Source organism: Sporosarcina jiandibaonis (genome assembly GCF_013184495.1).
GTDB classification, from domain to species: domain Bacteria; phylum Bacillota; class Bacilli; order Bacillales_A; family Planococcaceae; genus Sporosarcina; species Sporosarcina jiandibaonis.
The window spans coordinates 205,616-229,150 of record NZ_JAAOIY010000005.1 but is presented as its reverse complement, the minus strand read 5'-3'; the positions used below and the strand labels follow the sequence as shown (position 1 = coordinate 229,150).

The 23,535-nt window shown below is 37.4% G+C and carries 16 protein-coding genes, 1 pseudogene and 1 riboswitch; of the genes and pseudogenes, 9 read left to right on the top strand and 8 right to left on the bottom strand.

The features are described from left to right. Positions 1 to 299 precede the first annotated feature (299 nt). From G8782_RS18715 to G8782_RS18705, 3 genes are all read left to right on the top strand, one after another. Positions 300 to 458 (top strand): hypothetical protein, encoded by a 159-nt coding sequence (locus tag G8782_RS18715; protein ID WP_343035070.1) that lies wholly within the window; start codon positions 300 to 302, stop codon positions 456 to 458. Continuing rightward, on the top strand, positions 455 to 547 hold the full coding sequence (locus G8782_RS18710) for a carboxymuconolactone decarboxylase family protein (RefSeq protein ID WP_343035069.1): 93 nt from the start codon (positions 455 to 457) through the stop codon (positions 545 to 547). Before G8782_RS18715 ends, G8782_RS18710 begins: the two co-directional genes overlap by 4 nt. Positions 548 to 631: 84 nt before the next feature. Then, positions 632 to 886 (top strand): carboxymuconolactone decarboxylase family protein, encoded by a 255-nt coding sequence (locus tag G8782_RS18705; protein ID WP_343035068.1) that lies wholly within the window; start codon positions 632 to 634, stop codon positions 884 to 886. 271 nt (positions 887 to 1,157) lie between these two features. Here the strand turns inward: G8782_RS18705 and G8782_RS13910 are convergent, their stop codons facing one another. The 3 genes from G8782_RS13910 to G8782_RS13900 all read right to left on the bottom strand — a co-directional run bounded on the left by G8782_RS13910 (position 1,158) and on the right by G8782_RS13900 (position 5,478). Continuing rightward, a complete protein-coding gene (locus G8782_RS13910; protein ID WP_172372252.1) occupies positions 1,158 to 2,810 on the bottom strand; it encodes a M20/M25/M40 family metallo-hydrolase in 1,653 nt (550 codons plus the stop codon). A gap of 403 nt (positions 2,811 to 3,213) precedes the next feature. Continuing rightward, positions 3,214 to 4,242 (bottom strand): M14 family zinc carboxypeptidase, encoded by a 1,029-nt coding sequence (locus G8782_RS13905; RefSeq protein ID WP_172372250.1) that lies wholly within the window; start codon positions 4,240 to 4,242, stop codon positions 3,214 to 3,216. Positions 4,243 to 4,284: 42 nt separating this feature from the next. Next, positions 4,285 to 5,478, bottom strand: coding sequence for a M14 family zinc carboxypeptidase (locus G8782_RS13900; protein ID WP_172372249.1), 1,194 nt, complete (start codon positions 5,476 to 5,478; stop codon positions 4,285 to 4,287). Positions 5,479 to 5,909: 431 nt separating this feature from the next. Here G8782_RS13900 and G8782_RS13895 point away from each other — a divergent pair, with 431 nt between their 5' ends. From G8782_RS13895 to G8782_RS13875, 5 genes and pseudogenes are all read left to right on the top strand, one after another. Further along, positions 5,910 to 6,095, top strand: a complete 186-nt coding sequence (locus G8782_RS13895) for a hypothetical protein (protein ID WP_172372247.1) — start codon at positions 5,910 to 5,912, stop codon at positions 6,093 to 6,095. 258 nt (positions 6,096 to 6,353) lie between these two features. After that, a riboswitch (TPP riboswitch) is annotated at positions 6,354 to 6,455 on the top strand. 144 nt (positions 6,456 to 6,599) lie between these two features. Continuing rightward, the gene (locus G8782_RS13890; RefSeq protein ID WP_172372245.1) at positions 6,600 to 7,352 is read left to right on the top strand and encodes a 3-oxoacyl-ACP reductase; all 753 of its coding nucleotides are present in this window, start codon (positions 6,600 to 6,602) and stop codon (positions 7,350 to 7,352) included. 81 nt (positions 7,353 to 7,433) lie between these two features. Beyond that, positions 7,434 to 8,741, top strand: coding sequence for an LLM class flavin-dependent oxidoreductase (locus G8782_RS13885; RefSeq protein ID WP_172372244.1), 1,308 nt, complete (start codon positions 7,434 to 7,436; stop codon positions 8,739 to 8,741). 53 nt (positions 8,742 to 8,794) lie between these two features. Next, a pseudogene (locus G8782_RS13880) lies at positions 8,795 to 9,931 on the top strand (AMP-binding protein); the annotation flags it as partial. A gap of 99 nt (positions 9,932 to 10,030) precedes the next feature. Next, positions 10,031 to 10,708, top strand: coding sequence for a carboxymuconolactone decarboxylase family protein (locus tag G8782_RS13875; RefSeq protein ID WP_172372240.1), 678 nt, complete (start codon positions 10,031 to 10,033; stop codon positions 10,706 to 10,708). 357 nt (positions 10,709 to 11,065) lie between these two features. Here G8782_RS13875 and G8782_RS13870 read toward each other — a convergent pair whose 3' ends face one another. The 4 genes from G8782_RS13870 to G8782_RS13855 form a co-directional block, all read right to left on the bottom strand. After that, positions 11,066 to 15,454, bottom strand: a complete 4,389-nt coding sequence (locus G8782_RS13870) for an NACHT domain-containing protein (protein ID WP_172372239.1) — start codon at positions 15,452 to 15,454, stop codon at positions 11,066 to 11,068. A gap of 470 nt (positions 15,455 to 15,924) precedes the next feature. Continuing rightward, positions 15,925 to 18,360, bottom strand: a complete 2,436-nt coding sequence (gene lexA, locus G8782_RS13865) for a transcriptional repressor LexA (RefSeq protein WP_246231687.1) — start codon at positions 18,358 to 18,360, stop codon at positions 15,925 to 15,927. A 267-nt stretch (positions 18,361 to 18,627) separates the two neighbouring features. Then, positions 18,628 to 18,804: a hypothetical protein gene (locus G8782_RS13860; RefSeq protein WP_172372237.1), complete on the bottom strand. Its 177-nt coding sequence runs from the start codon at positions 18,802 to 18,804 to the stop codon at positions 18,628 to 18,630. Positions 18,805 to 18,992: 188 nt separating this feature from the next. Further along, entirely contained in the window at positions 18,993 to 20,348 is a 1,356-nt protein-coding gene (locus G8782_RS13855) for an MFS transporter (RefSeq protein ID WP_172372235.1), read from the bottom strand. Between the two features lie 297 nt (positions 20,349 to 20,645). Between G8782_RS13855 and G8782_RS13850 the strand changes: the two genes are divergently transcribed. Beyond that, the gene (locus G8782_RS13850; protein WP_172372234.1) at positions 20,646 to 21,980 is read left to right on the top strand and encodes a flavin monoamine oxidase family protein; all 1,335 of its coding nucleotides are present in this window, start codon (positions 20,646 to 20,648) and stop codon (positions 21,978 to 21,980) included. A 242-nt stretch (positions 21,981 to 22,222) separates the two neighbouring features. On the opposite strand, the gene G8782_RS13845 is transcribed toward G8782_RS13850, so the two are convergent. After that, entirely contained in the window at positions 22,223 to 22,897 is a 675-nt protein-coding gene (locus G8782_RS13845; protein ID WP_172372232.1) for a TetR family transcriptional regulator, read from the bottom strand. Between the last annotated feature and the right edge of the window lie 638 nt (positions 22,898 to 23,535).

The window sequence follows — 23,535 nt, the reverse complement described above, 5'->3', positions numbered from 1 at the left end:
TACGAGTGGCGGGCAGGATAGCCTTAGCAGAACAAGCCAACACATATTGCTGGTTTCCTGGCTATGGACTCATGCCCACGGAGGCTCGTTGTCAAGTTGTTAATCACAATAGATATTTGTTCGCGGCGGACTCGCAGCCCACGCGGCGCCAAGAGAAATCGTATTTCTTGAAGAGTTGCCTAAAACGCCGATCAGCGAAAAGATCCTTCGTCGCAAATTAAAAGCAAGAGAACTGCAAAAAGTCGGGGTTTAATCTGTTATATGTATGTAAATTAAAAAACTATTAGGGGGAAATTATCATGAGTAAAGAAGTATTAGTGGCTAATAAAGAAGCGTTGTATCAAAAATCATATTTTAATCGTATTGGAGAATTAAGCGTTCTGGCGCCAGATACTTTCAAAGCGTTTGTGCAGTTTGACAAACTTGCTTTATCAGAAGGAAAACTATCGAAAAGTTGAAAGAACTAATCGCCATCGCTGTTGCGCATACAACAGGTTGTCCTTATTGCATTGAAGTTCACGTGAAAGCAGGAAAATCAAAGATGTGACAAAAGAAGAGATGGCTGAAGCAATCCTATTTGCAACTGCCCTATAAGCTGGATTTGCACTTGCATATGGCGCGAACGCATTAAATGCATACGATGAAATTTGTCGATTTTGACGGGCAATCATTGAAAGAAAGCGTGTTAAGTGCGAAGGAGAAGGAACTAATTGCAGTTGCGCATACGATAGGATGCCCCTATTGTATTGACATTCATACGAAGGCTGCAAAGAAGGCCGGGGTTACTAAAGAAGAGTTAGCGGAGTCGATTTTGGTTGCAACGGCATTAAAAGCTGGTTCGGCTTTGGCACACAGTGTGAATGCGTTGAATACTTATGATTCTTGACTAGTGGTTAATATAGGAAATAATTGAGCAAATTCTTGCTCCGCTTTGTAGGGCTGGAATAGCTCTTTAAATACCCTTTCCCCGCTACCACTTTACGGGGCTGGGGTATTTTTTAAAATCTTTTAGTTTTTCATACTTGCCACTGACTAATTCATATTTTTGAATAAAGACAAAATGAAATCCCGCCAAATGTTTAAATGGCGGGATTACTTTGTTTATACTATAGAATTGTAGTGTTACTTTTCACTACATAATATCCCGTTCAACTAAATTACCCAATCAATCGTCGAATCACTTCTTTTGTAATTTTTGGAACTACCTCTGTTGAATATTCAATTTCTATTCGTTCGTATCTTTTATGGCCATCATAGCCATACGGTCCGATATTGATTGCAGGTACATTTATGTCTCGTATGTCTTGATAATTTACATAATGTTTGGTTCCCCAACTTGGATTATTATCTGTTACCGCACGAATTCCTACATCATCATCCTTCAATGCCACACAACTCATATCGCAAATGAATGGAAAGTAATTTTTGGTTACGATCGGATGCGAATATGCTGGTTGCACAATTTCAATCGCCTTCTCCAATGCCTCCAACAGATTGACCTCGTTCTCATTTTTACCTGTCAAATCTAAACATGGTGAATACAGCGATGAATAGAACAAGATGATGGCCGGACTTTTATCCTTCATCCATTTCCATTCCTCCTCAACAACTTTTGCAGCGAACATTTGTGAATCTAAACTTTTATCTAACAAGAGATTTGCCTTGAATTCATCCATATGCTTTGTAAACTTTTCCCCATGCTCTTCTATTAACTCTTTTGTCATCTCTTCATATAAAATCACTCTTGTTTTCCATGGCAATTTATTGGCGGGTTGATTGGTAATCTCACAAAACTTTTGATAACGTTCGTCCAATGTAGTGAGCGCATTATCAAATGCAATTTCTGCCTGTTCCATCAGTTTATTAAGCACATCTTTTGGAGACCATGAATGAACAAAGAAATTAAAATATACATATGCTGAAGTTGCAGTCTGAACGGTATAACTTGGCTTTAAATCCATTTGCTTTAATGAAATAGGCGGCGCAGGTGTCTCCCCCAAATATGTGTTACACAAATCTGGATTGTAACTTATTTGCCTTGTCAGTTCTGCCGCAATATAATTTGGATCAAGCCCCTCAAATGAAGAGCCGACATGTGTCTCTGCTCCAGTTATAAAGAACGAAGGAAGTAATTTACCTACCGTTCCTTTATAAATATAACGATTTGGATCGCCTTCGTACAAGGGAGCTACAAAGTCAGAATTAATTAACCCTACGTATTCAAATCCGTGCTCTTCTTTCCACTCTTTAAGATTCTTAAGCCCGGACAAAACACCTTTTGAACTCACTTCCTCGTCACATTCCGAGAAGAAAATTAGATTTCCTGATAACTCTTCCGGATGTTCGGAGTAATACTTTAGCAGAGAAAGATGACTTGCGACACCACTTTTCATATCTAATACACCACGTCCAAAATACCATTCTCCCGATTCTAGTTGTTCTCTTACAAGACCCGGCATTAATTCACCTTTCAGTTTTTCCATGAGCTCTGCTGGTGAACAAGCTACATCCTTTAGGTTTGTATAGTCATCTATCCCGACTGTATCTAAATGTCCCATTAGAATAACTGTTTTTTTATTAGCAATATCTTTTGTTCCTTCTACAAACGCCAGCACATTGTATCTTGTAAACTCATCGTCTACGGTTAATGGTTTAATAAGTTGGTCAGGATTTTCCTTGAAATAAGGCATCGCAGAAATTAATTCATATATTTTATTGGCTGCATCTACCTCACCACTAGTTTCTACGATACTTTCCACACGAACAAGTTCATCTGTAAAGCGTAATATCTCATTCCCCGTCGCAATCATCTGAACAACATCCTTCCTATTCAAAAAATAATATACAACCATAAAATTAATGCTGGGTTGGCACCCTTTATATCTAGGTTGCTTAATATTATCTACATCCAAACCTCTTTCAATCCTATTTAGAATTTATTGTAAAGATGAAAACTAAAGTTAGATAGTAGAATCCTACAACTAACTTAACAAGTATCCGGATCTTTGAAACTTTGAAAAAGGCAAATACCAACCCAATGATTGTTGCTACTATCAAAGAGATGGCCGTAATATAAATGGTAGTAGTTGAGGCTTTTAAAAAGGCCAAACTAGTTTGCCCCGTATTTGATAAATTAAAGTTGGTACTCAAAATCAGAAATCCAAAAAGCCTGTGGAGGAATTTTCCTTCTCCACAGGCTTTTTGTTGAATGATTTATTCCGTAGTACGCGTTGTTTGGAACGGAAGTGTATCCCAGAAAGAAATGTCTTTCGATTCAATGGAGCGATCTGCAATTGCACGCACTGTGGCATCAAGTGTCGTAATCGTTTGTTTGATTAAATAACCATTACTCTTTTGCCCTAATACATACGATTCATAGGAATGGTCCGACATCCCACGCATCTCAAATAATAGCGTGGAGATTCCATATTCTACTGCAATCCCGTTTCGACTAATTGTTTCAGCTGAGCCACCATTATATTTTCCTAAATGGCCCCAACCTTTCTTTTCGATTGAATCATAAACGACTGCACCAAGTTTTTTAGATTTCAGTACAACATCCTCATCTACGTTTGGTGTCGTTGGATAAAGGATTGAACCAGAGACGTATTCGTTGTCAATCTCACTCTGTGTACCTTGATGATGCAAGTCAATCATGTAGTCAACGTCATATTTACGCATAACATTGTCATGCAAAGCTTTTGTTTCAGGTTGAATTTTAGTAATATGATCTCTGTTCAAGTCGATTCCAAGCGCATTATAACGTGTCAGGTTACGGCCGCCACTAGCGACGTAATCATCGAGTGAAAAATCGACATCTCCCATAGCTCCATCTGCATTAAGCATTGGTACAACGAGAATATTAACACCGTCAGTGACGCCTTTCATCTTACCTGTACCGAGGTGTTTGATGAACTCAAGTGCCCCTTCTGTTGTTAGTTGCTCGTTTCCGTGCTGTTGTGTTAAGAAAAGGATTGTCGGATTTTCAGGGTTTTTCATGTATTTAACGAGATACAGGTCCCTTCCCTTCACACTTTGGCCAATTACTTCAAGTTCCATGTCCTTTTGTTTCGCTTCTTCCTTTTTCAGGAAGCTTGAAAGTTCATCATACGTATGCAAAATCGAAGTGTTCACTGTTTCATTGCCGCCGTAATTTGGTCCGTTTCCAACTGCATCTACAACTGGAGAGATGCTTAGCATCATTGCCCCGGCAATTGAAAATGCGAGTAACGCTTTCTTCATCTAATTTCCTCCTAGTTTGCTAAATTCAAGTTACCTAATTCATTAATTCGTCGGTATGGATGATGTTAGCGGGATCTTATTGTAATCTTCCGGATTCAGCTCTTCTACAGAACCGTCGGCAACTGCACCGATGATACCAGTTAGGCCACGTTCAACCGCATTTATAAGTCGTCCATTTTCTTTCTGTCCCATCATCTGCGTTTGACCTTTCACCTCGAAAAGGACAGTACCACTGCCGTTCAATGCATAGGAGCCAAGAGCTGTCCCAGGAAGATCAAGTCCTTGCGAATAAAGAGAGATGTTCGTAAACGGCGAGTTGCCGTAAGACTGCAATTCATTGTAAGCAGCAATGTTCAATTGCCTTGAGAAATCGTAATTATAGTCGTCTTTGTATTGGGCGTACTTTGCGCCAGCTGGTGTATTCGGATCTGGGACAAACTGAGCGGATAAGGAAAGTGTCACATCGTCAGCTGTGCCTGCAACATAGTACATCCCTTGATGGTGAATGTCGATGAAGACATCTACTTTCCCATAGTCCTCTTTTAATGATTTGTATACATCCCTTGCTGTTTGTGCTTCAGGCGTGATGAACCAACCCGGCGTATTTGATCTACCTGGGAAGTCTTTCGCCTGAGGTACATAATTGAGATCAGGATTGAAATCGCGGTTCACGTCAAATCCAGGATTTTTACTGTAGTCATAACTTTGGCTTATGCCCCGATCAAGGTAATTCCATGCGGGCGATGCTCCGTCAAGTTGCGGGAATTCCGCGAGCGCTTCATTCCACGTCATGCTGTTTCTCCTTTTGTCTCCTTCAGACGCATCAGGATTCATCATCGGCATGAAAACAAGCGTTACTTCCTCGCGAATTTCCCTTGCTTGTTTTGAGTTGCTGGAAAGATCTACTAACAAGTTAAGGATTGCAACTGTTCCGGTCTTTTCGTTCCCGTGAATTTCACTTTGGATGAGGATAACTTTATCACCGGTACCAACAGTCGCTTTGTAAATATCCCGGCCTTTATTTGACTGGCCGACCACTTCAACTTCAACAATCCCCTTGCTCGACTTCTCGATTTGTTGGAGCTTTTTTTGTAGTTCACCGTAATCCGTGAATCCTGAAATGGAATAATCATGATGATGTGTTTCCTGAGTGTCTGTAGTGTCTGCAGCATATGTAGGCACGGCGAGACTAACGCAAAGCGCTAAAATACCAACCATACTTCCCAATTTCTTCATAATGAACAACCACCCCTTCTTTTTTGTCGAATAACTTCCCGCCCATGATGGTTTAAACTAGCACACTACATTCTCTCTTAGACAGGCTAGCAATTCATCAATAGCATAGCAGAAGGAAGTTAAATAGTAAATCTATTTTGAATACTCAGTGCGTAAGTAGTATATACTAAATTAATAATATTAAATTGTGATTAGGGGTGCGTCTTTTGTATTGATTTGTTTATTATTCATAGTTCTAAATATACAGGCGACGAAATGAATAATGTCAGGATAATGGCTTGTTCTTTTCCAATCGACAAAAACGCGCCCTTTTTTCCAAGTGTCACAGCTACAATTTTTGCACCTAGATCATGAACTCTTTTTACAACGATTGTCAGTCCTTATCTGATGCTTCTTTGGGGCACGTTTCTCAGCTACCGATTTTTTATCTTATGGAAGAAGCAAAACGTCAACAGAAATTCATTTCATTCGAACCTAATTTTAGAATTGAATTGTGGGGGAGAGAAGTTGTAAGTTTTATTGACCTATGTGAGAAAGCGCTTGGCTATACTGATTTTGTGAAGCTGAGCGAGGAAGAGTTTTCGATTATTACAGTTATGACCGTAAGCAGTATTTAAAGCGAAATCCATCCCCCGGACAAGACCGAGCACACTCACGAGAAGAAGCCCTGTCAAAATGACGCCGGCTCCGATAAGGGTGAACTTATGATGGACCCATTATTCATGATTTTGGATAAAAAAACAAGTGGATATAGACAAAGCCTTATATAGTCGGTATCCCCTTTTCATTTCATGCAATTGCAGTGAATTTATTGAATAGCGTCTTGCACTCCTTGACATAAACTTCTAAAAACTATACATTGGACATAACTTAAATATATTCACTAGGGGTGTTATTTAAACTGAGATGAGTATTAACTCGAACCCTTTGAACCTGAACTAGTTAATACTAGCGTAGGAAAGTGTAAACTCTAATACATACTTAAAGGGTTATGCCTTATTCTTAATATGTAGTTATTTGTTTTTACGCAACTTTCCTGTGGAGAGGTTGCGTATTTTTTTATTTTATCGATCGTTTTATTATTTAAGTTTCTTCAAAACTAAAAATAAGGAGGGGTTATGATGAGTAGAACAGTATTAGTAACAGGTAGTAGTAGAGGTTTAGGTGCAACTATTGTAAAGACATTGGCACAACAAGGATTTCAAGTGGTTATCAATTACTATAAAAGTAAAGATGCTGCTGAGAAGCTCGTTTCTGAGATTGGTGAAGAGAATGCGATTGCAATTCGGGCTGATGTAACGAATCGTAAAGAAGTAGATGAATTGATAAAAAAGGCAACGGAATATTTTGGTCAAATAGATGTGGTAGTCAACAATGCGTTAGTAGACTTCAAATTTGATCCAAACAATCAGAAACCGTTCACAGAACTCATTTGGGATGATTATCAAAAACAACTGGATGGTACTTTGAAAGCTGCATTTAATGTAGTTCAAAGCGTCATATCTCAATTTATTGAACGACAAAATGGAAGCATTATAAATATAGGTACTAACTTATTTCAAAATCCTGTTGTACCCTACCACGAATATACAACAGCTAAAGCCGGATTATTAGGTTTTACACGTAATATCGCTTCTGAATTAGGACAATATGGCATAAAAGCGAATGTAGTTTCAGGCGGATTATTAAAAACGACTAACGCCAGTGCTGTTACAACACCAGAAGTATTCGATTTAATTGCTCAATCAACGCCATTGAAGAAGGTGACCAGACCTCAAGATGTAGCCAATATGGTCGTTTATTTATCCTCGGAAAATGCGGACGGTATTACAGGTCAAAATATCACAGTAGATGGCGGTTTGACAATGAACTAATAGCTTAAATTACAATACATAATCTTTCAAAAAACGGAGTATACAAGATAGTTAAAAATGATGTATTCTGAGGTGTAATGAATGACAAAAACTAAAGAAAAACAACTTCACTTAGGTGTTTTGCTGTATGGATGCGGACACCATCAAGCTGCTTGGCTAATGCCTGACTCAAGCGTTGAACGTATTGGGGACATTTCTTATTATCAATCTTTAGCACAGTTAGCAGAAAAAGGTTACTTTGACGCAGTATTCTTTGCTGATAATCAATCATTTCCAGCTAAATATTCTAGTGATATGCCGGCATTTTGGTTTGATCCAATCGTTAATTTAACAGCTATTTCTCAAGTGACAAATCATGTTGGATTAGTTTCAACAATTTCAAGTACTTTTTCTAATCCTTTCACAGCTTCACGACAACTATTAAGTCTAGACCATATTACAAATGGACGTGTTGGTTGGAATCTCGTTACGTCAATGACTGATTTAGAGGCGTTAAATCATAGTATGGAAGAACTGCCTTCTCATGACAAACGCTATGAGAAGGCAGATGAATTCGCTACTTTAATGAATAAGTTATTTCTTTCATGGGACAGTAATGAGTTTCTACATCATCGAGAAGAAAAAAAATTGATAAACCCATCAAATATTCAGCCTGTTAATCACGATGGTACCTATTTTAAAGTGCATGGCCCATCCACCACGCCAAAAAGTCCGCAAGGCAAACCAGTAGCCATGCAAGCAGGGGCATCTAAGCAAGGCATTGCATTAGCCGCAAAATATGCCGATGCAGTCTATTCAGTGTCGTGGAACTTGAAGCAAGCAAAAAATTTTCGTAAAAGATTAGATGAACAAGTTAAACAAAACGAAGACAGCAATAGATATATTAAAGTATTTCCAGGCTTAGTCACCTATGTAGGTCATACTCATGAAGAAGCTTTAGCCAAAAAAGCAGCATTAGATGAGCAATTGCCTATTGAAACAGCTTTAAAACAGTTGAGTTTCTTTATTCAACAAGACTGTTCTAGTTGGGAGATTGATAAAGAAGTACCTCAATTACCCCCAGTAGAAGAATTTACTGGTCCAGTTGGACGTTACGAAACTATACTAGAAATTATTAATGACACACAACCTACAGTAAGAGAATTATTAGGATATCTTAATGCAGGCGGTGGACATCACACGCTGATAGGTACACCCGCCGAAATTGTGGATCAGATGGAAGTCTGGTTTAAAGCTGGTGTGGCTGACGGATTTAATCTTATGCCGCCTACATTACCTGGTAGTCTAGAAGACTTTGTTGAACTAATTGTTCCTGAAATGCAAAAAAGAGGTATCTTCAGAAAGAAATATGGATGTCATACCTTCCGTGAACGTTTAGGATTAAGATAATAAATTATCTTATGAAGGGGGCTTTTTTATATTATGAATCTACACATTATGCAGAAGCGCGAGCGGCCGAATCTGAAGAAGACATCATCGAGTGGGTGGATTTAGATGACGGGCTTAATATTCATTATACAAGCGGTTCGACAGGTCGCCCGAAAGGCATCATCCACGCACATCGAGCAATGATCCAGCAATACATTACGGGCAGATGGGTGTTGGATTTGAAAGAAGACGATGTCTATTGGTGCACAGCCCACCCTGGTTGGGTGACGGGAACGGTATATGGCGTTTTCGCTCCCCTCCTGAACCGGGCGACGATCGTCATTCACGGCGGGCGTTTCAATGCTGACGAATGGTACTCCGTTTTAGAAAAATCAGGCGTCACGGTTTGGTATAGCGCGCCCACCGCATTCAGAATGCTGATGGCAGAAGGCGATGATAAGTTAACGGACTATGATTTATCTAAGATTCGCCACATTTTAAGCGTAGGCGAACCGTTAAATCCAGAAGTCATCCGTTGGGGAATCAAAGCATTGTCCAATCGAATCCATGATACTTGTTGGATGACAGAGACAGGAGCGCAACTCATTGTGAATCTGCCATCGGAGAAAATCATCCCGGGATCGATGGGAAGACCTTTTCCCGGCATTGAAGCCGCAATCTTGGATGATGATGGCAAGGAACTTCCATCCGGTGAAGTCGGACATCTTGCGCTGAAAGCAAATTGGCCCGGCATCATGCGCGAAGTGTGGAAAGACCCTGCCAAATATTCGACATATTTCCCGTTTGAAGGATGGTATGTGTCGGGTGATCTGGCGACGATCGACGACAATGGCTACATCTTCTTCCAAGGCAGGAGCGACGACATGATTAATTCCTCAGGAGAACGTATTGGTCCATTTGAAGTGGAAAGTAAACTGATCGAGCACCCAGCCGTCGCAGAAGTCGGCGTCATCGACAAACCGGACACGGTAAGAGGAGAAATCGTGAAGGCATTTGTTGTCCTGAGAAATGGCTACGTGGCAAGTGATGCACTTCTGCAAGAACTTCGTCAATTTGTTCGCGGCGGACTCGCAGCACACGCGGCTCCGAGAGAAATTGAATTTCTCAAAGAGTTGCCTAAAACACCGATCAGCGGAAAGATTCTTCGTCGCGAATTAAAAGCGAGAGAACTGCAAAAAGCTGTGGTTTAATCTGCAGAATCATAAAGGAGTTGATTTGAATTTCAAGTTTATATATTTTAGAATTTGATTTGCAAAGGTCTCAAACTAATAAACTAGGGGGAATTAATCATGAGCAAAGAAGTATTAGTGGCTAATAAAGAAGCGTTGTATCAAAAATCATATTTTAATCGCATCGGTGAATTAAGTGAACTGGCGCCGGATGCTTTCAAAGCATTTGTACAGTTTGACAAGCAGGCACTAACGGCAGGTAAACTATCGAAAAAGTTGAAAGAACTAATCGCCATCGCTGTCGCGCATACAACAGGCTGTCCTTATTGCATCGATGTTCACGTGAAAGCAGGAAAATCGGAAGATGTGACAAAAGAAGAATTGACTGAAGCAATCCTGGTCGCCACTGCACTAAAAGCTGGTTCTGCCCTTGCACACGGCGTGAACGCATTAAATGCATACGATGAAGTTGACGAAGAGGAATTCTATAAAGCATCTTATTTTAATCGATTAAAAGAGTTTTCAGCACTCAATGGAGATGCATTCAAAGCGTTTGTCGATTTTGACGGGCAATCACTGAAAGAAAGCGTGCTAAGCGTGAAAGAAAAGGAATTAATCGCAGTTGCTGTCGCGCATACAACAGGATGCCCTTATTGCATTGACATTCATACGAAGGCTGCAAAGAAGGCCGGAGTTACGAAAGAAGAGCTGGCGGAGTCGATTTTGGTGGCAACTGCATTAAAAGCGGGTTCGGCGTTGGCACATAGTGTAAATGCGTTGAATGCATATGATTCTTGAAAAGTGATTACTAAAAGAAATAAATTGAGCAAATTCTTTACCCGTTACTACTTTGTAGGGCTGGAATTGCTCTTGAAGTACCCTTTCCCCGCTAGCAGGGAAAGGGTATTTTTTAATCTTTTTAAGTTGTCAACTATATTTGGCTGAACATATATCCGTATATTACAATAATCGTCTTCCACCTATTTTCAGTGCATTCTGCTTCAGATAATTGACAGGAAATTTGCAACTGATAAATACATCCCAAAGAAGTGTCAGACAGGAGGGCATTCACTGTTCAAATTAGATTACAGCACAACTCGTAATTATCTAATAACCTAGAACTATTCACGCTCTTGCACCTTTCACTAATACACCTTACCTTTCCATTAGTTTCTGGCTCAAGTATCTAATTGGTCCAATTTGTTTTTCGTACATCAAATCCCATATATCTAGACATTCTTTCGCAATATCTTTTATTTCAGGTAGCGGTGAACCAGAAGTTTCATCATATAATCCAATTATCAACTTAGAAATTTGATCTTCTACCCCCCAAATAACTTCATCCTTACTGCTTCTATTGTTTATTAAATGATAACTCATTGATAGTATAATAACCTTGTAATCAACTACTGATTTTGATTCTTCTTCAAGATAACGAACGAAAGCATGCACTGTTCTACGGCTTAAGCTTGAATTCATTATTTCGATTAAAAAATCTTTGTCTCTCTTTAAATCAATAAGATTATCATAAAATAATCTTGAAATTGGCATCTCCAGATCCAATTTACTTGCCTTAAATTTGCATATTATATCTTTTACTAATGCGTTATATTCATCTAATTTGAAATAATTAATAGTCATTTGGAGAACTGCTTCCGCTTGTGCTTCATTCATAATATCCACATTATTTATTACATCGATAAATTCATTTTTTAAAATATGCATCTCCGATAGACAATATGCTCCCATTTTAATTAGTTCTTTGTCTTCGGAATAATAAATTTTTTTAATGACATTTAATATCCGTTCACGAAATTTAGGATACAGTAAAAAGAGCATCTTTTTCGTATCATGGAAGCCTGCCAACCTGTAATCTTGTTCGTATAGATTCAGGATTTTTTCTGATGCCCAATCTCTTTCAATGTTATAAGCAGGCCATAATGCGAATAAACTAGCCAATTTAACTGCCGGGTTATCATCCAATGTCAAGTTTTCAATTGTGTTTTTAAACTGTTTAAACAAAGAACTGTCGTTCCATAATAGCTGAGCTATTGCTCGGGCAGCGTTACCCCTTACGCAGTTTATAGCATTACTTTGTAGCATATCAAAGCTACGCATTTCTTTATCCTCACTATTAGTTATATTTGGTTTACCGATTTGCGGGTTTTTATGGTTAATCGCAATATCCTTAAGAATATCCAAAACCTCTTGGGACCATTTCAAGTTTTTCTTTCTTTGAATAAGTGAGCAAATGTAATTCGCCCGATATGTCGTATAATCATTTGGATAGGTCAAAATCATTGTTTCCAACAACTCTACCTGTACATTATCCAAATCCTCACTATATGCAACCCCGCTAAATAGGGAGTCGACATATACATCCAAAACTTTATCCTTATTGGAAAGAACTAGATTTATCATTCTTTCCGGTTCTTCGGAGACAGCTTTGCCAAAGCTTCTTGCAAACTCTTCAATAGAATTCTCAATAAACCCTCCTGGAACCTCTTTCCACCGAGAATGACCTTTATGATAAAGTTTAGTATTAGTTAAAATCTCTAGCCACTTATTGTTATTTAATTTTTTTCCCGCGACGGGTGAACTTACCCATCCGCCATGTCCATCTGAATATCTATATAAGGTTGTCCCTTTAGGAAATTTACGTCTTAAAATACGTATCAGATCTTTTGCTTGGACACTCAATCGATTGTAGGGGAGAACTTCTAGTATTTCTTTTTGAAAATCACCCCAGAAACTCCAATAAACTGTATAGCCGTTTTTTTCTCTATTATAATCAATTCTACTTCGATATATATCTTTAGCTTGCGGAGATAGATAACTTAAAACTCGTGCTTCTAATGTATTAAAAACATTCTCACTACAATACTTTGAATGTTTCCCTAATATTTTTTTGGCAAGAAATAATTCATCACCATTGCCACTTGTATTATTGAATATGTTGCTATTAAAATCACTATATAAATAAGATAGTACGACATCACTATATTGCTCTGGTAATCTGTATAATCCATCTAATATAATTTCATTATATATTTCATTGCCATTACCCATGTATTCTTTATAGCGTCCAAGAAACGCTTCCGGTTTTTGGGCTATTATTGCTGCATTTGCTTTCTTTATTATTTGAATACAAGCCCTTTCAAGGCCTCTTTTATGAGCATATCTCCCAGACCAATCACTAAAAGGGAAACTCTCATCATTTTCTATAGGAACATATGGCAATAATAGATTAAGAACCTCTTCCCCATTATTTATTTGAATTTCAGAGTCTTCATATAATAATTCTTCTTCATAATTATAAATTCTTTTTCCATTACTTTTAATTTTATTTTCCAAGTAAAATGCTAATAGTTTTATTGTTCTTATTTCACAATTTTTCAGCATCGATTTAAAGTCAAGATACATATCAGCCAATTGCGGATACCTGTGATAAAATTTCATTCGTAATTCAAATAGCTCATCTGTATCTTGATTTATATCATTTAAAAAACATTTATAGAGTTTATTATCATCATCCTGTGAATTAAATGCATACTTTTCAATGAATGCAATATCATCAGTCTCATAATTTGGGCTCATGCTAACAAGTAAATTTATTACAATATCTTTTTTTAGTGGTATGTTAAACCATTTATCTAATATCCCATATTGCCTAAGCAATCTAATAAATTTAGGTCTTGAAAAAATAACGTTATTTATAAGATGGTTACTATAAATTTTATTTTCACAGTTATTTACAATAAAATTTTGTATAACTTCATCTGGATTATCTATCTGATTTAATACCTCAAGGAAAACAAATTTAACAAAATACCTGATTTGCTTTGCCTCAAACATTTCCTGTCCTACATTAATAAAATCCTGGCTATCAAACTCAGACAAATTTTCCATAAACATTTGCACTTGATATCTTTTGGCAGGGGTTTGTTTTTCTTTAGTTCCAATAATATCTACAATATCTTCACCGTCATAATATCTATTAAGCATCTTTTCAGCTAAAAAACAGTCCAATATAGATTGATGAGCAAAAGAAACTTTATTATCTTGAATTACTAAGAAAGCATTTGAAGATAAAAATTCTAATGATGATCTATTTTCGTTTAATATACTTAAAGGAATAAATATTCTTCCCGACTTTTCCAAAAAAACGACCATTTTTCTTTTAATCTGATTTAGATTGTCTTCTCTTAATCCAAATTCAAAACATTTATCGGACAACTGCCCCCACCATTCTGTGACCAAATGACTTGCTGTAGAACATTCCGCATATTCTTTGCTCGGGTCCAATTGTTGCCAAATATATAAATTGCTTGGAATTCTTAGTATCTCTTTCAGTTTACTTGTTAGTTGCTCATAGCGCTTCCCAACAATGTCCTGAACTGATTGGTCGTCCAATTCATTAACTTGAACCTTATTCCATTGAATAACTTCCTCTTTTGAATCAACTTTTTTAAATAATGTTCTAATATTATTATCGTTTTCCAAGTCATAGGTTCGACATACAAAAACGACAGATATCTTATTTTTTCTTCCATTATTCAATCTCTCTACTTGATTTATTATCTGAGCGCATACCAATAAAGCATCCCTAGAATGTGCAAGTGTCCAACGTAGCGCATCCAACTGATCCAAAATAATTACTGCCCTTTCATTTTTAGAAACACGTTGAATACAATTAGTAATCGATGTAGGTAATCCTAAATCATTCCCCCACTTCTCGGCATTCATATTCGGAATCCGTTTATCTAATTTAATCGCCAAATATGGTATGGTTTTTTCTTCACAATAATTGATAATATCTACTGTACAACCACTTTTCCCTCTTCCAGCCTTTCCATGTATTATCAAAGAGTGCCCTGAATCTATTGCTTCTCTACATATAGAAAATTCTTTTCTATTAATAAACCCATTGTCCAACGGTGTAAAAGCTGATTTATATTCTTGATTCAATTCCTCCAGCCTATGCATGATACGCTCATCAGGCACGGAGGTTTCAAAATCTTCCAACAAACATTCGTCACTTTTCTTTTTCTCAAAAGTTTTGATTATATTGAATTCGGTTTTAGCAATTGACTCATCAACAATTGATAAAATCGCCTTCTCTTTAATGCTCAATAACGACACACGAAAATTAACTAGTATTTCAAACAACATAGAGAAGTATTCTTCAAAGTCACTTAGGTTCTTAACGTGCGTATGCTTAAATTTATCTTTCTTAATATTTACGAACTCGACGGCTTCTAGGGCTAGATTCTTAGATATAGTTTCGTAATCTTCCTTTGGTGTTTCGTATGCATTAAATACTCTTTGTAATATTGTGTCACTAATCTTATTCTGTTCTAGAAAATCTACAAAATAGTTACTATCAACCTCAGTATCATCGAAATTTCGATTAAATTCAGTAACTAAACCTTCTATTTCTTCAATTAATCTCTTTTCTTCCCAATTTGTGAAACCTTTTGATATAAGATAACTCGCAAAATTTGGCGCTATTAAAGTTCCTGCGATGTATGCTAAAACGCTCATTATTGTTACCTCCTTACGGCTGCCATATCTTCATTCATATCCAATAACCGCCATTTTTATTTCCCTTTTGAAAAACTTATATTACATTATCAAAATAGAGGCAATCAGATGTTTATATCGTTTTTATTTACCATCATTATAAGACAGTATTTGAACCTCTTTCTTTCAATTAATCATTATTAAATCAGCGCCTAACGAAGGCTAGTCCCTCTTTGTCATTTGCCGCTCTCAAACTAGGATTTAATATACTAACATCAAAGTTTCCCTTGAAGGCGACCAAATTCAAAACCGAACCTTTTTTTATTAAATAGTAAAAGAGATTGTCCAAGTTTGAATTATAACAATTCACGACTTTGGATAAAAAGCAAAAGGATATTGACATAATGTTATATAGTCAATATCCCATTTCATGCCATCTCAGTTAAAAACTGAATAATCTCTCGTACAGGTACCTAAAAGTATATTTCATTTCACTGTTTCAATACACCAATCACTTTACCGTTAATAATGACATCTTCTGAATTCATTTGGATTGGCTCGTAACTTTTATTCTTAGAAATTAATAAAACGGTTCCGCCCATTAACATGAATTCTTTCATGGTCGCTTCCTGATCAATAACCGCTATGACAATATCGCCATTATCTGCCGCTTCTTGTTTATGAACAAAAACGATATCTCCCTTGTCGATACCCGAATCTATCATACTATCGCCAGTTACACGGAGTGCATATGTATGATTTGGGTCTATCATCCATTCTTGCGGGAGGAGAATAGAATCCTCATAATCTTGAATTGCTGTTGTCGGGATACCAGCCGCTACATTCCCAATTAACGGAACCGCACGGTCAACATCACAATCCAAGGTTAACCCTGTTATTGAATCGATAATATCAATATGCTTTTCATCGTCCACATCTTGTATATATTGGTACGCGTTGCGATTTCGTAAGTTTTGATAGATTCGGGTTTGCTTAGTACTCGGTAAAAATTGTGGTTGACAAGCAGGGATGTCTGTTATTTCCTCGCCGTTACGATTAATAATTTTTATTTCTACTCCATCTGTCACAACGCCGTAGCGGACATCTTGATTTGCAGACATATAAGATTGTAGCTGGTCAAATCCTACTTCAATACCACTAGCAAATGCTTTTACTTCTATAAAAATATAAGGTACTCGTTTATCTTTTGATTCAATCGAAATGGAAATATCGACGTAACCCCGTTTGGAAAACTGTTGTACCGGATATTCTAATGTCATTAAATCGAGTGGATAACCGTATGTTTCTACTAGTTCTCGAAGCAACCATTGACGTACCTTTTCCTCTCTTGCATTTATATCTACAATTTGGTTGGTTAACTCGTAATCTGGTATAGAAATTGATTGATATGAGCGTAATGCTAAATCTTTTCCAAACCGCATATAATTTGGATTGATCTCATTCATAAAGTAAGAAGGTTTTCCAACTGATGACATGTAAAGTAGCTCATTAGCCCTTGTCATTCCTACATATAATAACTTTCGTTCCTCCGTATCAGCTGTCTCATCATCTTGCATTCCAAACATCTGATTTGGAATGACTTGATCGTCTAAGTGAATTAGAAAAATCACCTTGAATTCTAGTCCTTTAATGGAATGCATCGTTGTTAACTTCACCGAGTTTCCAGCAAAGTTTGGATTACTTTCCGCTAGTTTTTCACAAGGTATCTGTACTTGTTTAAGTTGACCACTCACATTGTCAATCAAATTATGATATTTCGCGATGATACAAATATCCCGAAGCTGGTAATCATTTTGTAGTTTTTTTATTTCATCTATTACAAATTCAGTTTGTTTCTTTTGATTTGCAAAAATGCGGTAAATTGGTGCATGTCCATGTCTGTCGATTAAAGAAGGTTGCACAAAATCGACATTCCCTTTTATATGTACATCATTTTCGATTAAGTCATATGCCGCTTTGGAAATTTCTGTTGTCGTCCGATAATTTTTTGATAAAGTTCGTGCCTTTCCACTCATATCATAACCAATCGTTGTATAAGGCCGTCCTTTTCCTAGCCATGACTGTGAATAAATACTTTGTGTATTATCCGCTACAAACATAATCGAAGCGTAGGTTTTATCTGCATGAAGTAATGTCAAAAATTTCAATTGCACTTTTGATAGATCTTGACTTTCATCAATGAGAATATGTGTATAGGGGCGAAATGCTTTCTCTTCCGCTTCATGTAAAGCTAGCTTATTCATCGTTTTGAAATCTACAAACCCTTCATGCAGCAAGTGTTTGTCATAAGTTTCCATTAAACGATAAATGGCTTCTCTTGTTTCAGAGTTCTTAAATAGTTTTTGCGGGTTACCATCCCCGCCATTGGAACGACCGATTCGGTCTATTTCCTGATACGTTTCTAAATCAGGAATATTACACGCTTTAATCCATTCGAGTTCATCCATTAAAAAGTTACTATTCTTAAGTGACAATAATTTAATCTTTTCGTAGTATGGTTTCACTTTTAAAATCGCTCGTTGCAAAACTTGTCTCGATTTTTTGATATCTACAATCTTATAGGAAACATTATGTCGTTTTTGATATCTCATAAAATAACTGAACATGAGTTGGTCAATCGTCTTAATATCTGCTTGAATATTATGGCGTAATAAACCTTGTTGACCAGTGATATCATGAGTTTGCAACTCTTCATATTGATGCTGAATATATTTGATCAATGTCTTATTGAAAGTAACTAGTAATATATTATCGTCTTCTTCTGGACAATAATTGTCACATAGAAATTGAATACGGCGAATCGCTACGCTCGTTTTTCCCGATCCAGCTACGCCTTTTACCAACATATGTCCTGAAGGTTCTAATTCTACAATTTTTTGTTGTTCAACATTCAGTCTCATCTGCATCTGCCTTTTCACCTCAGTCAATACTATTAAGATGTATATCTATTTACCCCTGAATATTCCGCACCTTCTAAAAAGTAGAATCTACTACAATATTACGAAGAAGGTAAATTATACCACCATTTTAACATACCCCTGCAACTAAAGGTAGAAAACTTGCAGAACTTGCAATGATCGAAGGTTTTTAAGTGAGCATATTTTCTCCTATACCATTGCGGATCGCTAATAATATAAAAACAATAGAGGCCCAATGATAGCCATCGTTACAATTTAGATGATGACATGATTGTATGCATTGTTCGCTCCATCGCCTGAAATTTTGTCATGGGGTCCAGCCTGTTTGGAATGCGTGTTTTCCTCACATTGCAATACAATATCAGTTTGCATCGTGGGTAAAAATTCAATATCACCTTCATCAACTTGCCAATTGATATGGGAAGCATTCACTCTATACTGCGGGAAGTATTTGCGATAATATTCAAAAACGGACTCTTGATACCTTTTATCGGATTTAGGCTAGTAAATAATGAAAAATAAACAAATAAAAAAATCAGCGTAGATATACTATGCTGATTCTTTATTTTCCCCTATTCACTTATCCCGAATTATGAATAGTGTCATCTCTTCGTTATGTTTCATTTTACTGGAACTTGCACAGCTTTTTGATTTCCCTTAACGATATTTCCGCTGTCAGATGAAGCTTCGCTTGCTTCTTCAATCGTAAGATGGGTAGTTTCTGGTGCCCACATGATAGCAATGATAGTACCTAAAACTAATATTGCAGCGCCAAACAGCATGGAAGGACCGATGCCAATTGTCGAAATACCAATTGGAAGCAAGAAAGTCCCAATAGCTGCACCGATACGACTCCCTCCGCTTGCAAAGCCCATCGCAGTACCTCGTACTTCTGTTGGAAAAAGCTCTGGGGGATAGACAGACTGCAGTACACTTTGCACCGAATATGCAAGTGCATATACACCAAAACAAATGATAACAAATACCGTTGAACCTCCCGGGAATAATCCTAACAATGTCAAGGGAATGACAGTAATCGCAAATGGAATGATTAGTAGATTTCTTCTTCCTACTTTATTCACCAAGAAGATTCCGCAAATTGCACCAAAGAGAACCAATGAATTCAAGATAAGTTCCCCGGCAACCGGATCTTTAATATTTAAACCTTGTAACACAATGGGCGCAAAACTGAAAATCGCAAAATATGGAGCCACTTGACAAGTCCAGAAAATTGTAGCAAAGGCTAATCGTTTCCGGTAACTTTTTTCAAATATCCTCGAAAATTTTGTCGGTTTATTAATTTGATTCTTCATTTTACTGATATCCAATTCTTCACCAAGAAATTTTCGCATGACTTCTCGTGCTTCTTCTATTCTCCCTTTATTAATTAACCAACGCGGTGATTCAGGAATCCCCAAACGGAGAACGAAAATGATGATAGCTGGTATTGCACTTGAAATTAACATCCACCGCCAAGCGTTATCCCCGACTTGTAGGATGGCAACACTAGCGAGAACTGCACCCAAATAGCCAACGTAAAATGATGTTAGTACTGTGGCTAGCATCGGTCCTCTATTTTTTTGACTTGAAAACTCTGCTACAAGAGGTGATGCAAGTGCATAATCGGCCCCAATGGCAACCCCAAGTAAAAATCGCAAGATAACGAGCTGTGTAATATCGACGGCAAAGAATTGTAGTATTGATAAAATAATAAACGCGGCTAAGTCAAAAATCATAAGTTTTTGCCGACCAATCTTATCAGTCACATAACCAAAAAACATCGCACCCACGAAGATTCCAAGCAGTATGGCACTTGCCAACAAGCCACTTTGTGATGGTGTTAACTGAAAATCCGTGTTCATTGCAAGCATTACAGGACCAATGATTCCTAATACATAACCATCTAGAAAGTATCCCCCTGAAGCGATTAAAGTTACTTTCCATTGAAAACGATCAGTTTTCGATAATTTGAACATACGATTCCCCCCTGTTACAAAGTTTACCTCTTAAATACTCACCTTGTTCTTTCTACCCACTATTTTATGAACGTGTTTATAACATGAACACGTTTTCATATTATACCATTGTCCGCCAATTGTAAATACTCAAATTAAAAATTATTTAAATTATCCAAAACTCCACCAAAGATAATTTATTTATTGAATCAATAATTGAATAATGTATTGTTTTGTTTTGTTTTTTGTAGTATGGTAATATTCAGAAAAACATGTTCACGAAATGAACGCGTTTATAATATAAGGGGGGATTTATTCATGAAGGACGCAATTATTATTGGTGGAGGCATTGCCGGGTTATCCGCAGCTTGGGAATTAAGAGATAAAGACATACTATTATTGGAATCTGATAAACGTTTTGGTGGAAGAGTCTATTCTGAAAGAAGAGGAAAGTATTGGTTGAACTGGGGTGGACATGTTTATAACGGTGAAAATTCTGCGACGGATCATCTTTTGAAATCCGTAGGAGTAGGTGCGTCTCCGGTTCCTGGAACCGTAACTGGATTGGCCATGAATGGAAAGTTACTGTTAGACGGTAGAGTGGAGACCTATCCTTTCAGAATGCCCATGTCTTGGAAATCAAGATTAGCAATTGTAAAAGCTGGCGCAAAAGTTAGATTAGCTGTTTCAAAATACGGTAAAATTGTTGCGCCTAAACCTGGTGAAAACTTCAGGGAACATCAACAGAGAATTTATGACTATAAAAATAATATTTCATTTACCGATTACGTTGGTAAACTTCCACTAGACGCAGACGCAATTTTCCGCCCTACCGTCAGTCGTTCAGCTGGAGATCCCGAAGAAATTTCAGCCGGCGCCGGAATCGGGTATTTTCACCTTGTTTGGGATAAAGGCGAAGGATTATCCCGGAACATTCATGGCGGTCCATCAACACTGACCAATACAATTGCCGAGTCATTGGGAAATCGGGCACAATCAGGTGCGGTAGTCCGACAAGTGGTTCAAAAAACTGATTCTGTTATCGTCAATTATGAACAAAACGGAGAACAATATGAAGTCGAGGCTAGGTTTGTCGTATTGGCAACACCTGCACCTGTTACACGCAAAATTGCAGTTAACATCGATCCTGAAATCAGTAAAGCCTTAGAACAAGTAGTTTACGGACCCTATGTCAGTGCTGCTTTTTTGACAAATGAGTCGGGTAAACAAGTTTGGGATGATGCCTACGCAATCGCTACACCGAAAAGGTCATTCAATGTTGCATTTAATATGTCAAATCTAGTAAGGTCATGGGAGAAAAAAAGAGACACTGGCAGTAGCTTCATGGTATTCTCCCCTGCTACTCTTGCTAGGAAACTTATTAATAAAAATGATGAAGAAATCATTCAAACCTATTTGAGGGATTTGAATGATATCTTCCCGAACTTCAGTGACAAAGTAGTTGAAGCACGTGTCCAAAGATTTCCACTTGGCTTAGCTTATTGTTTCCCTGGCAGAGCAAAACTTCAACCATCATTAACCAAGCCTGCAGGACGACTGTTTTTAGCCGGGGATTACTTAGGTACTTTGTATACGGAAACTGCTATAAAGACCGGGTACGAGGCAGCTCATTCCATATTGAAAAGACTCTAATTTAATATAATAGTAAAAAGAGATGCGCAACAAGTCCATATGAGTAGAATACATATGGACTTGTTGAAGCATCTTTTCTATTTATTCCTTCATTAGGAGAGTTTAGCAAAAAAAGAGGAATTGCAATGCTTAGGGCTAACGTTAGGAATAAGAGGAGTGGATAGACTTTCTATTTATTGCTGAATAAAACTGATGAATGTTCTCCAAATCTAATCTATATCTTCTTTCCAACCTTTTTAACACTATTTGGAAGCTACTTCTTTTGAAATGTAGCATCGTGTTAATTCTCGAATATACTCCATCGTCATTTTCGTGGATTCCTCGGGTGAACAATTCAATCGGTTGTTAAGTGTATCCGTCAACATTCCTTTCCAAGCTAAGATGGTTAAAGCCAATAACATATCTATATCATTTTTTACAAAGTATCCTTGATCCACTGCTTGTAGCAGCATAGGCCTATTTCTTTTTTTCAAGTCATGTTCCAATACGATAAGTTTTAACTCTTCAGGAAACTTACTGAAGTCACTACTATAGACATTATAATACCGTTCCAATAATGCGTTCGGCTCCCCTCCTAAATCTGAGAGGAAGATGGCATTGAAAATCTCTGGCTTATTGAAAGTATGTTTACAGAAACATTCCCACGTTGTCAAATATTTATCCAAAGGCGTTGACGCCTTCTCAATATATTCCAATACTTCTTGGTTATAATCATCCAGGAAACGCATGGATGCGAAAAAAACCAAATGGGATAAATCATCAAAATAATTATATAGTGTAGAACCTGTAAATCCTGCCAACTGTCCCACTTTTCGCACTGTCACATGTTCGATTCCTTCACTTTCAATAATTTTAACCGTTGCATCGATAAAATACTTATGCATTCTCGCGGTCTGCAACTTCTTTCTATTCTCCATTGTCACCACACCATCCCTTAGACGAAATTATACAATAACTCAAGGTAATAGTCACTCATTGGAATTAATGACGGCTTTTAGTTATAACTGATTATTGCAGATAAATCGAGCCACTTATACTTAGTTTTGAGCAATTCATTGCGGAGAAAAGAGCAACCTTTTGCGAAACCGAAAGCCACTATATACTACAATCTTTTATTAATGATTAGAATTTGAACACAGCAGAGTTACCTGCCATTGACTATAACGCCCAACACTTTGCAATTACTGGAATCGGTCTGGCCCTACGCCAGCGAATTCTTAAATTCAATTTGTCCGTGTTTCGTTTGAACAGTTGTTGTGCCTCACACCCACAATTGTTTCACAACCATGTACAAAAGTTATGGTCGATGGACCTTCGTTTCCAACTTATCTCTCCATAGGTATTTCTACTCGTGAGACCTCCCCGGGTAAAAGTAATTTGTTGCGCAGACTTATCCGTCCCCATTCAGACTTAATATATAGTTTCTGTTCGTCAGTTTGAGAATTTGCATACGGCTTCCTTTAAATTCCTCCTCGCGGTGGACACCCTTGCCTTCTGCTAACAGTTCCTACTGCCAAGCCTGTAGCGGACTTATACCACCTAGCGATTACCCATG